The organism is Autumnicola psychrophila (assembly GCF_031846645.1).
GTDB lineage: Bacteria > Bacteroidota > Bacteroidia > Flavobacteriales > Flavobacteriaceae > Autumnicola > Autumnicola psychrophila.
This window is the reverse complement of record NZ_JAVRHN010000017.1, coordinates 16831-33644: the sequence shown is the minus strand read 5'-3', so window position 1 is coordinate 33644 and position 16814 is coordinate 16831. Positions and strand designations below refer to the sequence as shown.

Sequence of the window (16814 nt, the reverse complement as noted above, 5' to 3'; positions counted from 1 at the left end):
AACCATCCTTGTAAAAAGCATAGTGACCAAACCAATATTAAAGCGTCCAGGATTTTATAAACTTCAGGAGGCATATAGTCTTTTGCTTATTCAATATTATAGTCCATCGCTCATTAATTTAAACCGAGATCATCCTGGATGCTTTTGTAGATTTCAGCTATACCACATGCCCAAAAATATGGGAAAACTATAAGGCCAAAAGCATTTTAGATTCTGATTAAAGTAGGTTTTTATGATGTGTTATTACTCTCTCAAATTCGGCTCCTATTTGCTCCTTCTCAACCTTAAGTCCATTTGCCCCTTCCCGTTCCTGTGCTATTTTTTCGCGGTATGCTTCGATCTTGTTCTTCAAGAGATTGGCATTTGCGTAATAGATATTCATAGTATTCCTGTGAATAAGGTCGGAGAGCGTTTCCTCGTCCTCTACAGCCAAAAAATCTTTCCTATAGGTTTCAAAAGCGAGGACTGATCCGGAAATGAACTTCTTCAATAATTCGCCATTTCCTTCTGCCATTTTTTCGAAGCGAAAAATATCAATCCCCGTTTTCTTTTCCTCTTTTCGATTTTTATTTGATGACTTTCTTACCCGCTTATTTCCGAAAGAAACCAAATGCTTCTGTATTTTCTGTTTAAGGTCCCCGGGCTCAAAAGGCTTAAAAATGGTGTCGTCAAACAAATGGGATCCTTTGAGGTTATTCTTGGTTTCTGCCGTAAAGGCGAGGATAGGAGTTTCCTGATAGCCGTTGATTTCTCTGATTTTTTCTGAGGTCTCATAGCCATCCATTTTTGGCATTCTCAAATCCATAAGAATAATATCGTACTTCTTTTGTTGTACCATTTCAATTGCCTTTTCCCCACTCTCAGACTCTTCAGGACTTAAATTCCACCATTTCTTCAGGTATTGAATGAGAATGTTTCGGTTGATCTCCACATCTTCAACTATCAACACGTTTTTTTCACTTAAATCCAGATGCTCTTCTTCTGCTGCCTTTTGCTGTTTCCCCTCTGCTTTAAAGGAATTGGCTTCGTTGATGGGGAGATAGAACCAAAAATTCGAACCCTTGCCAGGTGTACTTTCCACTTCGACACTTCCGCCCATTAACTCGATCAAAGATTTTGTTATGCTAAGTCCCAGGCCCGTTCCTCCAATATTACCTTCGGAAAACTTCCTTTGTTGGGCAAATTTTTCAAATATGTAATCAAGCTTATCAGCGGCTATTCCTTTTCCGGTGTCACGCACGCTAAACTTAAGCCATTTTTTTTCCTGCTCTTCTCTTGCAAATTCTACACAGATACCCACTTCACCTTTTTCTGTGAATTTTATTGCGTTACCCACTAAATTATGTAGTACCTGAGTCAAAAGAAATGGATCTGCACAAATCCTGGTGGGCACACTTTCCTCTAAGGTCAACATCAATTCAATTCCTTTTTCTGAAGCCTTAGGTTCGTGGGTTCTAATGAGATTATATATTAAATCTGTCAGATCAAAATTTTCTTCTGAAATGTCCATTCTTCCCGCTTCGATCTTGCTGAAGTCCAGAATGTCATTGATAAGATGAAGTAGGTTTCCTGCTGCGAACTGAAGAGATTCCATATTGGACTTTTGGTCCTCTCTCGGGTTATTATCAAGTAATAGGTTACTGAGGCCAATAACGGCATTTAAGGGGGTCCTTATTTCATGACTCATTACTGATAGAAATTCATCTTTTGCCATGGCTGCCGATTCTGCCTCTTTCTTTGCCTTTCGCAGGGCTTCTTCTGTCCGCCGCTGCTCAGTTACATCTATATTCACCCCGGCCGCTTTATTGGGCTCTCCGGTTTCAGAAAAATAAACTTTTCCCTTTATTTCCAACCAATGAATACTCCCGTCCTCCCATTTCGTTTTTACTTCAAAATCAAGATGGCCGGTTTTAACTGCTTCAGAAAAAGCACAATCGTAAATTTTCACATCCTCTGCCAATATTTTGTTCCTGGCTATCTCATGATTCCATACGGGTTGAAAATTATCAAATCCGTAGATCAAGTCATGGCGAAGATTTCTATGCGTGAATTTCCCCGTTGTAAGATCAATTTCCCAGGTTCCCAATTGAGCAGCCTCTACAGCCAATTCCAGGGCTGCTTTTGTTTTGACCTGTTCGGTTACATCCTCTACGCTGTGAATGATATACAGGATCTCTTCAGCCTCCCCGGTGACGGGGGTATTTATTACGTTCCAGTACTTCTCTTCAAAAGTTCCATTGGGCAGGGGCACATCGTATTTTTGCATCTGCATTTTCTGCGGTTTTCCCGTCGATAATACCTTCTCCAGCGACGCCCTTAAGTTTTTTACTCCATTGGCGTTTGGATTTTCAGGATTATCGGGAAAGGCTTCAAAAATGTGCATCCCAATGATATTCTCTCCGTCGGCCTTTGTCGCTCTAAGATAAGAATTACTTGCGTAGATTATCTGAAAATCCGGTTTAAGAATCAACAGGGCACCAGGCAAACTCCTGATTATATTTAATAGATTTTCGCTACTCTCATTCATCTTTTACGGGACATATCTGCACTAACAGAGACATATTTTAAAATTAAACTTCCCCGGATTGTAGATTTTATATCAATCCTGGATTTTAAGCCTTTTGATCCTGAAATACCGAATATCTGCTTTGGAATGAACAAGAAGGTAGTATTCTCCTTATCCCTGTCCTAAAATTTTTTAATGGATGATTGCTGCAGGCGAGCTATCTCGCACCTCTCTTCGGAAAAAATGAAAAGAGACCGAAAAATGAATATTTCAGTAATTTCTGACTAAAAATAATGATTTTACAGATACAACCAAATTAGGTTTACCCAAAAGACCATGGGAGATTCTTCCTTTTAAGATGCTGCGAGATTACAGAATCAAGACCTCTTTCTTAGAAGCTTTTCTCAGGCAGGCACTTACATATAAGTTTCTAGAAGGACGAGGTGAAAAATTAGAAGTACGACTTCAGAAATTAGCCTATTTACCGCTTTATAATTACTGCACAATATCTTAATTGTATAGTAAATGCCTGCTCGCTGCCTACATATAATTTTCCGGAAGCACTTCCCGCCATCTGCCGCTTTCTGCATACTCTTTTAGGAACCTGTTACGCCCTTTTAGGAAATTGGTCATATAGCTTTTGAGGAATAATTTATTTGCCAGCCAGCCTAAAATACCTAGCGGAGCCTCGAATTTAAAGACATCTTTCATTAGTGTTCCTTCTCCTGTTGTAGAGAAATAATGTTCATGCCTTATGCTTTTAAATGCACCTTTTTCCATTTCATCTGCAAAGAAATTTGGCGGGTCAAAGTCTGTAATTCGGGTAGTAAGATGTTGCCGTACCCCAAGATGCTTCCCATGCCAGGTAACAGTTTCATTTAAACCTAATAATCCGCTGGTTCTTCCTGCAACCGCTTTTTCATTTGAAGATTTAACAGCTTCTGATTGAAAATCTATGCTTCTGGATAAATCAAATACAATTTCTTGTTTCGCTTTAATATGAGTTTCTAATCTAATGATCGGCATTTCATGATTTTTTATTGATCCAATTCGTACTTCCTCCTGCACTACAGTTCTTCCGTGATCCACCAGCTGCCTGTTGCTGAAAAAACGTTTACTTCAAGATAAGTACTTCTAATGGATTTCCTATGGAACTTTAGCGTCATTTAGGAAGACTTTATAAAGTTCTTAAAAGCTTTGCAGTCGTAAAAATCCAGATCTCTTTATCGTTTTAAACAAACCGCTTCTAAAGCTTTGAGAAAATATTTTGATTTACTCCTACGATTTCAATTCTATTGTCCCTACCCAGTGGAAGCCGATAATTGGCAAAATAAGCAGCCTTCCAAATCTAACGAATTACTAAATGACCGAAGCCAAACAAAAGCTGGAACAGCAACTCTGGAATATCGCCAACACCTTACGTGGTAAAATGGGCGCCGATGATTCCGTTATTATATATTAGGATTTATTTTCTACAAGTACCTGAGCCACAAGATGGAACTTCATGCAGATAAGATCCTGAAACCCGACAGGCTCACCTTCAGGCAGCTTGAAGGACATCCTCAGGAAGGTATTTTTCTTGAAGCTGTTAAAGAAGATGCCCTGGTGCACCTGGGTATTATCTAAAAACTTCTGAACTCTTTAGCGAACTTGCCCGCCGTGGCAACGGGAACGGAAAAGCAAATTTATCCCTGGTGACCTTTCCAAAGTACTTTCTAATATTGAGCAGAATTTAATGAGCAGCGAAAGTGAGGAAGATTTCGGAAATTTTTTTGAAGACCTCTACCTTACCAGCAGCAAACTCGCACCTGGCAGTTAAAAAAAGTCGGGGTCGAAAAATGTCAATTATCGGACTGGACAAAATGTGAAGATGAAAATTTAAAAAAGGGCTTTTGCAGTAGATGATAATGTGAAGAAAATAAATGAAAAATTAACCGCAAAGAGCACAAAGAAAAAGCGCAAAGGGCAAAGTACTTGAAAAAGGAAAAATCCTGCGTGGCAGATATCAGCTCACGCGCGACAATAAAGAATCTTTTAGCTTCTGAAGTGCTTTATCAACGACCTTTAGAGTATTGCATAGGATTAGAACAGTTTAAAATATTTCCTTTACCATTCCTTTTATTTTGGGTTCAGAAGTGTTTTTAATCACAAAATCTACAACACCAAGTAATAGCTCCTCTTGGGTAATTATACGGACTTCCCATTTGCCTTCCTTAAGGTTGTTTTTATAGGTAAATCCACGGTATCCATTGTCACGCCCACCGGTAACTTCAAAGCCAATGTCCTCGGTTATTTCCCACCTCCCGGTTTTGGGATTGTACCATTGCCAACGATGAAAAACTGACTTTTTTATAGCTGTAGGTGCAAAAACAGAAGTGAACACGTATACACTTTCACCAGTCTGACGATGAAAATTGTTGTTATGTGTACGCCAAAATATATACCATTCATCCCTCTCGTAAGTAACGATGTATTCATTATTTTCTTTCCTAACATCATGAGCCACCAACCCGGTTTCCATAGCCAGTGGTACCGGCGGAATAAGATTAAAATAGTAAAAAACATTGATAACTAAATAAATAGCAAGAATACCGCTGATCAGTTCTTTTAGACTTACTTCTGCTCTTGTGCTTGGGCTGGAGGTGTAAATAAACAGGATAAGAGTCAGCGTACAAGCTAAACTCAGAAGTCCGGAAATAATAAAAATAAAGGTATTCATTTCCTTTATCAGCGTAGGGATCATAAAGGTAAAAAAGGTGAAACTTATAAAAAAATAGACACTGAACTGGAGGTATTTATTAGAGATTTTCTTTTTAAGAAACTCGTTTGCAAATAAGAGCAGAACCAGCAGTATGAAAAAAACCATAGTTTTTGACAGTGACACACTTCTAAAAAAATAGATGACAAATGCACTGGATAGCGCTCCAAAGAAGAATTGTATAGTTAGCGGAAAATATTCTGAATAACGATCGATAAAAGTGTTTTTCCATTTACCATCATCCGACAAATTAAACAAATAAAGCGTTAACGATAATAAGGTCATATGCGAGCAAAGTACCACCGTATCATAAACTCGATCTATTCGCCCTAAAGTCAACGTGTCAAAAATAAAGCCACCCATAAAAAAAATAATGGGGGCGTACTTTTGATTGCGAATAACATACCTTCCAAAAGCACTGTTTCTATATCTTACTAAAGTTCTTTTCATACTATTTCAATAGCGACAAAAGTAGCGTAAAAACTTCATCCGGATATTTGCTTTGGCCTTAATGCCAGAGAACTTTGAAAAAAAAGCGGAATTTGGATCTTTGTGAAAATTTCAGCGTAAGGGAATTAAGTGTTTATTGATCATTGCTCATTGATACCGTCCTTTACTTTATGTCCAATTTTCAACATTAAAATTTGGTTCTTCAACCGTTGTACGTTCCAAATTTTATTCCGTTACTTTTGAGGGATGATACAGTTTCTATCTATTAAATGACAAAAAAGAAAAAAATAAAGCAGCCCTGGCCAACAAAAGATGCTATGGCGCAGATCTATAAAAGCAACTTGTGGGGTGGTGATAAAGCAACCTTTTACTCCGGTTTAGGCTCACATCATCCTGAGGTAGTACATCCATATATAGCTGTAGTATCCGGTTTTTTAAAAGATTTCGAAACTTCGCCAGTGGTTTGCGATTTGGGTTGCGGGGATTTTAATATCGGTAAAGAATTGGTGAAGTACTCCGAGAAGTATATCGCCATAGACATTGTGCCAGATCTTATAGCGCACAACAAGAAAAAATTTAGGGAAGAGAATTTAGAATTTCACGTCCTGGATATTGCAGCAGAGGAATTACCGTTGGGTGATTGTGCTATTCTCAGGCAGGTGTTACAACACTTATCTAATGCAGAAATAAAGAGTGTGGTTGAAAAATTATACCGATATAAATATGTTATTCTTACCGAGCATCTACCGGAGAAGGATTTTGAACCCAATAAAGATATTATTTCGGGACAGGGAATAAGACTGAAAATACAAAGTGGTGTAAATCTATTAGCGCCACCATTTAAATTTAAGGGCAAAGAAATAAAACAGCTATTATCCGTTAAACACCCCGATTTTAAAGGAGTTTTGGTGACTACGCTTTACGAAATAGATTAAGCAGACTATTGTCCCCATCTTTCTAAAACACTCAAATCAGCGCCATCTTAATATAAAACACGGATGGCTTTCACGAACCGGCGGGTGTAACCTTTGTTGGCGAGAGTTGTAAGCACTACTTTTAACTCACTTACTGAGGTAGCGTGAAAAAAATTTCATTCCATTTTGCTTTGGAAACAATGCCAGTAAGACCAATCGCATTGCGGGTGGGAATTAAAAACAATAACAGATCTCCTTTTCGGACATTCTCAACGGTATTGCTAAAGCCCTTTGGAAATGAAGGATTCTTAAGACGGAAAAAATTAAACTCCGCTCATCTATTTATTAACGCCAGGTACGGTTATTCGTTTTTATTTAACTCCGGGATTACTAATACCGGAACAGACGGATCAAAGTCAATATCCTTTTCCATACTTTGATTAAAAAGACGGGTAAAGAAACCCTGTTTTCGACGGTATAAACTTAGCATATTACTATTTCGACTTTGAATAAAAAGTCTAATCCCTGTGGAAATTGTGGTGTCGGTGAGCTTATGGAAAGTAAATTTCGCCCCCTTTAGTAAAGTATCTAGATCCTCTTTATGAGCTAATTGCTTTTTATTTAAGGCACCGTTAGATTCCTGGATTTCTAATACTCGTATGTCTGCATTTATCAGTTTTGCCAGATGTATAAGAGTTTTTAATTCCTGGATTTTATAGCTATTAGTGAAAGGGGTTGGAAAAACTATTTCAGAGAATTCCTTTTGAGTAAACTTACAGGTTTCCGGAATCACCAGAATGGGAAAGCTGTCCAGACTTTGAAGTATTTCGGACACCCAATTATGATAGGCATAATTAATACCAGCAGAATCACCCGGGGAGCCTAATATGAAAAGATCGATTTTATTTGAATCTGTAATGTCTTGCACCGCATCCTGAATTTTTTTCTGAGAAGAAATAGATTCAAATTGATGCGGAACGTTTTCCTTCCGAAAACTTATTCCCTGCATAATTCGTTGCAAACCAATTTCAGATTCTGCTTTTTGCTCATTTCTATTTTGCTTTAGCAGTTCTTTTTTATAACAATGCAGGATGAAAAATTTTGCTTTGGTTTTTTTATAGATTTCCATTCCGTAAATCAAGGCATTCCAGGAGGCCTTTGAAAAATCGGTAATAAGCAATATTTGGTTCTCCATAAGAATAACCTCAGATAAGGTGATATTTTTTACACTTGGAAGATATAAATTAAAAATCAGCTTTTAGTGTTATTCTATGAATTTCAGGAGGTATCAATTTAAAGTCTTATCCAGCGGCACATCTTACAGGATCATTGATGTCATACCTCGCCAGCCAAACATATCAAGAGGATTCTCAGATCCCTGAAAAAGATGATCAGGATCATTGGGAAGAAAAGCAATGTTGCTGGTGTACATCTTTTTACCACTTGTTAAATACCTATCCTGGAATGACCAATAAGTTTACTGACAATCTCAATTGGCACTTCATTAAAAAGCAGTAAAGTGGCGGCAAAGGTTTTTCTGACAATATGATGAGTCAAGTTGATCTTAAGCTCGCATCTTACTAAGGTAGTGATGAGCCACAGCAAAATTTATCATCTTTTTAAACCTTTGCAGGGTTTTGTTTATGAAACTCTGCTGCATCTCCTTCTCAGTTCTGAGATAGTACTAAGTAGTAATTAAAGGAATGATGAAGAATTTTATTGCTACCAGGGTATAAGATTATAAGATACCCTTAATTTTTTCAAACACCTCATGAGTTACCAGAAAGGGAAGAAAAAGTTGACAACTTGTTTCTTATAAAGAAAAGAAGCTCACCCTATAACAGAACTTCCTGTATAGATTAACTACGATCACCCTTTCCACTAATTAAAAAAACCTTCTAAAACCGGAAACCTTCTTATTGTTGGCGCGTGAAGGAACTTACTCCTTCTCATGCCTTAAAGTTTATTGACCGAATACCAGAACAAGACGCCTTGTTAAAATTCGAGAAATCAAATAAAGCTATTTCTTATTAAATTGCATTAGTGTCCGGTAAAAAGTCCAAAAATGAGGCTCTCCTATATTTCAACTATCTTTCATAGGATAGTAGATCTTCAGCCAGATATAAATCTATTTGTTTGAAAAAAAATTAATAAATCGGGTCAAGGATCGGGAACTGACCATTTTGATAAAAATCCAGCACTTTTCAGCAGAAGGAGCCCGATATAATATAGAATTTATTCAACCTGAAAAACCAATATAAAACGCATATATGGAGCGCTTAAAATGGCTCTTGTAGAAGAGGTGTACTCAATAAATTTTTTTTAGATATGGACCATGTAAGAGAACAAATACATATGTAGATGGACAATTAATTCAACGAACACTTTCTTTCTTTAGGACACGCTCAGGATAATCGGTAATAATTCCATCAACATCTAATTCAATCATTTTCTCAATAACTTCCTCTTCATTTACCGTCCACGGAATTAATTTCATTTCCATACTTTTAATAGAATCAACAAAAGCAATGTCTTTTACCAATTCATAATGTGGACTATAGATTTCTGGCTGGAAATCGAGAAAAGCCAGATTCTTTTGAATACCCTCAGTATATACCAAATAGGCAGTTTCCACTTCAGGATAACTTTTATGAATTTCATTTAAAATGTTCACATCAAAAGATTGTAAATTCATCTTCTGCTCAATATTCTTATTTTGGATTACTACCATCACAAGATTCACGAATTCTTCCGGGGCTGGTTGATAATTACCATATTTATCTTCTGAACTTTTTAATTCAATATTATAGCTCACAGGCTTCAAATTATTTTCTGCTATATATTTTTCTACGGAATCTATAGCCTCCGATAGTAAAGGCTTGTAGGTTTTTTGTTTCTGCTGGTTTGGAAATAATCGATTTCCTTTAGAGCCCGAATCAAACCTTTTAATGCTATCGTAAGACATCTTGTAAACATTAAAGCTTTCTTGCCTGACTTCGGAAATACTATCTCCCGAAGGGGTTAGGACATACAGCGAATGCATAAAGGGCTCGTGAGACACCACTACTTTTTTATCCTTGGAAATCACCACATCCAGTTCTATAACATCAACGCCCTTTTTTACAGCGCTTAAAAAAGCGGGAACAGTGTTCTCGGGAAAATTGCCCCTATCGCCACGATGGCCCTGCACCTGTGCCTGGAGCTCTTCTTTGTTTTTCTGAATTTCTGGCACTTCTTCCTGCTTATTCTTACAAGCCAGACTAATCACAAGGAAGGAAAACAATATCGTTTTTATAATTTTCATATTCATAAATCTTAAATAAAGGCCCACCCGTAAAGATAGAGAACTGTGGGCAGGCCTTACAAACTAAACACTGGAATTAAAACTCAACTATTTAACAGGTTCTGCAATGCGATAGCTGTCGCTTGCTGTATGAACTTTTCCGAACATATCTGTAGCTTTTATTTCTATGGTATGTCTCCCGGTCTCAAGATTCGTTGGAATATTTACGCGCCACAAATGTTCACTCTTAATAGGATTAGACGACCTCCTACCCGGCATTAGTTCTTCGGTTAGATCCCATTCATAAACCATTTCTACGTAAGAAGGATCATATTCTTCCATATACTGCATTTCACTCCATTCCCCATCGTCAATTCGGTATAGAACTTTATCACCCTCGGTTCCCATAAAGAAATTCACAAAAATTCCTGCCTTAGTTCTTCTTCCCTTAGCAACTACCTTAGGCGCAAAAACTTCCATTTGATAATTGGCTGGTTTACCGGCAACCTTATAATCTATGTTATACTCGTTTCCCTTGAAATTAATAAACGCGTAACCTTTAGGAGTTCCGTCCCTCATTGTTGAAATCGGGATATTATTTTCATCTAATTTTCCTGAATACCAATCTCCGGAAGTTGTACCAACATTATAATGATGGTGTGGTTTATCCTGCATCCATGCTTCTTCCTTTCCAAAGAAGTCCTGGCGTTGTATATGCGTATGGGCGGAAAGCGAAAGGGTGTTAGGAAAATCTTTTAAAAGTTCAAAAAGCCTTTCCCTGTCTTCATCTCTAAAAGTATCCCTTCCATCTGGTTCGCTAAGAGGAATATGCATAGCAAGAACTACTAAATGGTCTTTAGGCACATGCTTTAAGTCATTTTCTATAAACTGAAACTGGTCTTCTCTAAAACCTCCCCAATAACCTTTGTCATCCCGAGGATCTGGATACAGGACATCATCTAAAACAAGAAAATGTACCTTTCCATAGTTGAAAGCATAATTGGCCGGACCAAAATATGCTTCGTAGGTTTCATCAGAAAGCGTATCGTTTTCCACATCGAAATTGATATCGTGGTTTCCCAGTAAATTATACCAGGGAATACCTACCCGATTAACCGCTTTTATGTATGGATTAAAAAGATCAAGATCATTGCCTACCAAATCGCCAAGGCTTAGTCCAAAAGGAACATTTTCTATCCCTTCTACTTCGGCTACAATCCCATCAGCAAAATAATCAACTTCTTGTTGGGAATATGGCTGCGGATCTCCAAAAATAAGGGCGGTAAAGTCTTCCTTCTCTTCTGAAGGAATTAAAGCAAAATCTAATGACCTGGGTAATTTTCCGGTGGCCTCAACTCCTTTAAACTTTAAATTAGGTGATCCTTTGGGTTTATGGATATAGAAAAATTGAGGAAGATTATCTTGATTTTTTCCAACTTTATAACCTGAAGGTTTAATAACTGAAATGATATCATCCTGTCCTACGGGTAATTCATATCTTCCTTTAGCATCAGTCAAAACCACCTCACGACCATTACTAACGGCAACTTCAGCTATTCCCTTTTCCTTCCTGTTTTTTCTACCGTCGTTATTACTATCTTGAAACACGGTACCTATAGCAAGATCTTGGCCTGAAACCGAAAATATTCCCAAAAGGCACACGCCTGTAATTATAAATTTTATCATCCTATTTTTTACTTTAAAATTCACTGATTATCACCAACCCTGATTTTGCTCTAAATTGTCATTTAACTCAAGATCTTCCATCGGTATTGGATAATAATAATCTCTAGTTTCATCGAAGCTTCCGCCCTCGAATAAAAGCAGATTTCCTGAGTTACCCTCGGTAAGGGGTCTTTCATTAATGTTTATGGTGGAAGTTACTTCATCTGGTGCACCGGAAGTATCTCCATCATGAACATATACATCAAAATTGCCATCATTATTAAAATCGTGAGCACCTAATTCTGAAAAATATATACCCTTTATTGGTTTTTCAACTTTATTACCTTCTTTCCATCTCATAAGATCATCCCAGCGTAGCCCTTCATTTACCATCTCGACTCTCCGTTCACGACGAATTTCCAGGATCACCCCTTTGTTTGGTCCTTCAATATTATCATAAAGGCTTTCCTGATACGGGTCGGGATTAGCATTCGCTTCTGCCATATTTAAATGTGGTAAACCTACACGATCGCGTAATTTATTAATTGACATATCCAAATCGCCCTGTGTCAATGTTCCAAGTTCTGCCTGGGCTTCAGCATAAATTAGTAAGGCCTCTGCAAAACGGAAAAGTATTACATCGTTAAATGAGCCACCCGAACCCCATTGTGGACCTTTGGGAGGTAATCCTTTGATCACTCTGTAGCCTGTTCTGGTTATATCCAAATCTACCGGCTCAGGATCCTGCGAACCATAGGTTGAAAAATCAGGTCCTGCTGTAGTTTGCGTCAACCTGGGATCCCGATTCTGCATCTCTTCATAAAACCCCATAGTGTCATAGCCAGCTTGATCAGTAAACGGTGTTCCGTCAGTCATTAAATAACTATTGACCAGTTCTTTTGTAAAACCCCATCTTCCCTGGGTTGGTGCAGTCATCCTATAAGCCAGATCGTGTGTTCTTAATCCAAATTCATAATCCACAGCTAAAATAGTTTCAGTGGTATTCTGATTTTCCATGGCAAACAGGTCTAGATACGCTTGCTCTTCACCGCCACTGGTATAAAGGGTATAAGCGCCAGAATCCATCAATTCCTTTGCTGCCGTTGAAGCTTCTTCTATAAATCTTTCAGAATCATCCAGCCCATGATATTTTCTAAATGTCCCTTCATACAGAGCAATTCGGGCCTTTAAAATAAGTGCTGTGTATTTTGTTATATGATTTAATTCCTTTTCAGCGGGAATATTTTCAATGGCATAATTAATATCGGCCATAATGGAATCCACTACTAGTTCCCGTGAATCTCTTGCTTTAGTTAATACTTCTTCATCATCCTGATTTATCACTTCACTATACCAGGGCACATCTCCAAATCGTTTTACTTTTTCGAAATAAAAATAAGCCCTAAAAAATCGCGCTATTCCAGAGTATTTGGCTGTGGCTTCAGGATCATCTATCCTATCATAATTCCCTAGAAAATAGTTGATCCTTCTTAGATAGCCCCAGGACCATCCACCGCTACCCCTGTCTGTAGGCACAATACGTGCTCCTCTTAATCTTTCACCAGCACTTACCCCTAGAATATTGTCTGAGTCTGAATCATCTATATACACAGATTTTGTTGGGAGAATGACATACAAATCATTTGTATATGCCTCTAAATCGGCACCTGTGTTGAAAAATTCTTCTGCAGTTACTGCATCACCAGGTGGTTGTTCAAGTATATCGGCCTCACAACCTGCAATTATAAACGGAGTGATCAGTAATACCAATACTTGAATTATTCTTCGTGTTTCTTTCATTTTTTTATATTTATCACTATTAGCGTCTCTGTTGTTACAATCTTTCAAAATTTATAAAATTATAGATTGATTTGAATACCTGCAGAATAAGTCTTCCCCATTGGGTATAATTGAGTATTTGTAGCAGATCTTCCACTCACACCATTGGGGTTAGAGTAACTAACATGTGCTCCTACCTCCTCGGGGTCTAGATATTTAGTTAAACCTCCAAAAGACCAGGTGAATATGTTCTCGCCGCTCACAAAAAACCTAAGTTTTTTAATATTAATTTTCTTAGTAAGGGTGGGTGGAATGGTATATCCCACCGTAAGATTTTTAATCCTGAGATACCCAATATTGGTTAAAAAGTGGTCATTATAGTTATATGACATACGGCCATTACTTAAAGCGCTGTACGCTCTTTGTCTCTGAGGGAATATTCTGTTGGGATCGTTAGGTTGAGCTGGATCCCATACCTGATTTAAAAGATCTTTTCTTATAAAGGATGTATATGGCCTATGAAATGTAGCCCAATATAAAGGGCCGTTTGGGTACCAATCCTGTTTGGCGACTCCTTGTCCAATAACGTTCAGGTCAAAGTTTTTCCAGGAAGCATTTACATTGAACCCGAATGGAAACTGTGGCATTGCATTTCCAATAGGCACTAGGTCTCCAGGATCTTCAAGGGTGTTATTCCCATTATCAATACTTCCATCCCCATTAGTATCTACATATCTAAGATCCCCCCCTCGTAAGCGGTTCCAATCACTATTTGATCCGTAATCAAGTATTCCTCTATAAACTCTGAAGAGATTATCTCTTCCATGTTCATTTTGAAAGGCAGCGGCTTCTTCGTCTGATTGAAATTGGCCATCTACCCGATAACCCCATATTTCACCTATTTGCTGACCTTCCCAAAAGGTGCTTAATAAACCGTTGGGATTATCAAATTTTGTAATGATAGCACGATTATTTGAAACATTGGCTTGTGCACTAAGGGTTAATTTAGAACCTAATACATTAAATTCATCATTATAGCCAACGGTCGCCTCAAACCCCCTATTCCGCATTGCTGCGTAATTCCTACGAGGTTCTGATGCTCCAAAAACTGCGGGAAGCGGTTGACCAGGTAGATACATATCACGCGTATTTCGCTCATACCATTCAACAGAGGCAGTTAATTTATCCTCCAAAAACCCCATATCGACACCTACATTTGTTGATGTGATTTTTTCCCAGCCAATATTAGCCGGTAAGGGAGAGGGTACTCTGGCATAATTACCCTGTTCTCCATCAAATAGCCATGAGGTTCTACCCATTCCTATTAATTGTCTGAAGGTATTAACGCCTACACTTTGATTTCCTAATTTACCGTAGGATGCTTTTAGCTTTAGTGAGGATATTGCGCTTTCTAAAGGTGTCCAAAAATTTTCTTTATCAATTATCCATCCAGCAGCTACAGATGGAAAAAGTCCCCATCGATTTTCTTTGGGAAAGCGTGATGAACCATCGTAACGTGCATTAACTTCCAGTATATATTTTCCATCATAGTCATAGTTAAACCTTCCAAAATAGCCTTGAATAGCCCATTCTAAGGTGGAGCCTTCCATATCAAGCATATTCGTTCCAAAAGCAATATTAGCCTTGTCCTGGGTAAGCAGGTCTTCAATTCTCATTCCCACTCTATCACGATCAAACTCCTCCTGGTTAAAACCGAGCATTAGCTTAAAATTATGCTTGTTTGCAATTTCCCTGGTATAGGTTCCATAAATGTTTATGGCGGTATAATTATCTTTCCAGCGATATTCATTATGCCTATTTAGTCCCTGCCCTTCTAACAGTTCCAGCTTTTCACCAGCCAGATAACTAAACGGTTTGTAGGAAAATGTTCGATCTGTACGGTCAATACTATAGTTATAATTCATATTGAGCACTAAGTCCTCGATTGGTTTTAATTCAGCACCAAGGGTATTAGTTAGATTTTCATACTGCCATTGCCGGTGGGCCGCCCCTTCTTTTAAGGCACCCAAACGACCAACATACCCATCCCTGGTTCGCCCAACACTCACACCATAGCCGTCTACGAAGGCAGGATGATTAGGAAAAAGATCACGCCATTTACTAACTCCAAATTCATCACCCCAACCATTTTTAGTACCAGCATATTGTTCATCATACCTGCTACTAAATCTGCTCAATGCATTTAACCTTAACCAGTTGTATGGAGTAGCACTTAGTTTAAGCTGTAGATTATAGCGTCTCATCTCAGCATCCTGGATATTTTGAATTTTTTCACGCTCATAGCTTCTTGCTGAGATAACCCCGGTTAATTTATCAGAGCCACCAGAAACAGAGATATTATTTATTTGGTGTGATCTCCGATCTTTAAACAAGACATCATAGAAATCGGTATTTCCAAAAAACTTATAGGTGCCATCCGGTTGTTGCTCATAAAAAGGTTCTCTTTCACCATTACCAACTTGTTCGGCAATTTCCCAATCATCATCCTCATAACATACATAACAACCGCTATGATATGAGCCAATTGCATCATCCACCCATCTTGCATAGGTAGCTGGATTAGTTACAAAGTCAGTACGAGCTATATTTGTGGTAAAACCAGTATTGTTAGAGTACTGTACATTAAACTCACCCGCCTCTCCAGATTTAGTAGTAATCAGTACCACTCCAAAAGAACCTCTTGCACCATAAATTGCTGCAGCTCCAGCGTCTTTTAAGACAGTTACACTTTCAATATCATTTGGATTTATATTGGCAATATCTGCTTCTATACCATCAACGATAATAAGAGGAGATCCTCCATTTATAGAATTAAAACCACGGATATTTATTTCGGGAGTTTCGGAAGGATCACCACCTGATGACGACCTAATATTTAAACCAGGGACAGTTCCCTGCAGAGAACTTGCTATATCTGCCGATGGGCGAGTTATAACGTCTCCAATCTCTGCGGTACTAACAGAATTAACAACATTTTCCGATTTTTGAGTACCATACCCCACAACCACAATTTCATTAAGGCTTTCTGAATCCGCTTCCATTCTTATTTTAAACGTAGATTGAGACCCAACAGTAACTTCTTTGGACTTATATCCTAAGAAAGAAAAAACAAGAATTGCGTCCTGGTCCGGTACTCTTAAGGTAAACTCTCCATCAAAATTGGTTACAGTTCCTATAGAAGATCCTTTAATTTGTACAGTTACTCCCGGCAAAGGAAGTCCGGTTTCATCTAGAACTTTTCCTTGAATATTTTGCTGAAAATCAACGGGTTCAGGTATTGTCCCCGGATTAAAATTGGAAGCAAAAGCTTCCGAGAAAATCAATAGAAAGCATATGATATATACTTTCCTTAAAAAAAAATGTATTTTTGTATCCATTACAAGTGGCTATAAATTAATTGTTTGTAGTCTTAATTAAGCCCATTCTGTTGCAGCAGAA

Annotated in this window: 10 protein-coding genes; 2 read left to right on the top strand and 8 right to left on the bottom strand. The window is 38.0% G+C overall.

The genetic code is table 11. From position 1 onward, the window contains the following. Positions 1-217: 217 nt before the first annotated feature. Together RM541_RS16820 and RM541_RS16815 are read right to left on the bottom strand one after the other, a co-directional pair. Positions 218-2527 (bottom strand): ATP-binding protein, encoded by a 2310-nt coding sequence (locus tag RM541_RS16820; RefSeq protein WP_311501294.1) that lies wholly within the window; start codon positions 2525-2527, stop codon positions 218-220. Between the two features lie 519 nt (positions 2528-3046). Then, on the bottom strand, positions 3047-3532 hold the full coding sequence (locus RM541_RS16815; protein WP_311501293.1) for an SRPBCC family protein: 486 nt from the start codon (positions 3530-3532) through the stop codon (positions 3047-3049). 468 nt (positions 3533-4000) lie between these two features. Between RM541_RS16815 and RM541_RS16810 the strand changes: the two genes are divergently transcribed. Beyond that, the gene (locus RM541_RS16810; RefSeq protein ID WP_311501292.1) at positions 4001-4132 is read left to right on the top strand and encodes a hypothetical protein; all 132 of its coding nucleotides are present in this window, start codon (positions 4001-4003) and stop codon (positions 4130-4132) included. Between the two features lie 466 nt (positions 4133-4598). On the opposite strand, the gene RM541_RS16805 is transcribed toward RM541_RS16810, so the two are convergent. Next, the gene (locus tag RM541_RS16805; RefSeq protein ID WP_311501291.1) at positions 4599-5714 is read right to left on the bottom strand and encodes a DUF2914 domain-containing protein; all 1116 of its coding nucleotides are present in this window, start codon (positions 5712-5714) and stop codon (positions 4599-4601) included. Between the two features lie 269 nt (positions 5715-5983). Here RM541_RS16805 and RM541_RS16800 point away from each other — a divergent pair, with 269 nt between their 5' ends. Next, on the top strand, positions 5984-6649 hold the full coding sequence (locus RM541_RS16800) for a class I SAM-dependent methyltransferase (RefSeq protein ID WP_311501290.1): 666 nt from the start codon (positions 5984-5986) through the stop codon (positions 6647-6649). Between the two features lie 340 nt (positions 6650-6989). Here the strand turns inward: RM541_RS16800 and RM541_RS16795 are convergent, their stop codons facing one another. The 5 genes from RM541_RS16795 to RM541_RS16775 all read right to left on the bottom strand — a co-directional run bounded on the left by RM541_RS16795 (position 6990) and on the right by RM541_RS16775 (position 16699). Continuing rightward, the gene (locus RM541_RS16795) at positions 6990-7823 is read right to left on the bottom strand and encodes a universal stress protein (protein ID WP_311501289.1); all 834 of its coding nucleotides are present in this window, start codon (positions 7821-7823) and stop codon (positions 6990-6992) included. 1179 nt (positions 7824-9002) lie between these two features. Continuing rightward, positions 9003-9932: a glycerophosphodiester phosphodiesterase family protein gene (locus RM541_RS16790; protein ID WP_311501288.1), complete on the bottom strand. Its 930-nt coding sequence runs from the start codon at positions 9930-9932 to the stop codon at positions 9003-9005. Positions 9933-10019: 87 nt separating this feature from the next. After that, positions 10020-11597, bottom strand: coding sequence for a calcineurin-like phosphoesterase C-terminal domain-containing protein (locus RM541_RS16785; RefSeq protein ID WP_311501287.1), 1578 nt, complete (start codon positions 11595-11597; stop codon positions 10020-10022). A gap of 30 nt (positions 11598-11627) precedes the next feature. Next, positions 11628-13376, bottom strand: coding sequence for a RagB/SusD family nutrient uptake outer membrane protein (locus RM541_RS16780; RefSeq protein ID WP_311501286.1), 1749 nt, complete (start codon positions 13374-13376; stop codon positions 11628-11630). Between the two features lie 59 nt (positions 13377-13435). Then, the gene (locus RM541_RS16775) at positions 13436-16699 is read right to left on the bottom strand and encodes a SusC/RagA family TonB-linked outer membrane protein (protein WP_311501285.1); all 3264 of its coding nucleotides are present in this window, start codon (positions 16697-16699) and stop codon (positions 13436-13438) included. Between the last annotated feature and the right edge of the window lie 115 nt (positions 16700-16814).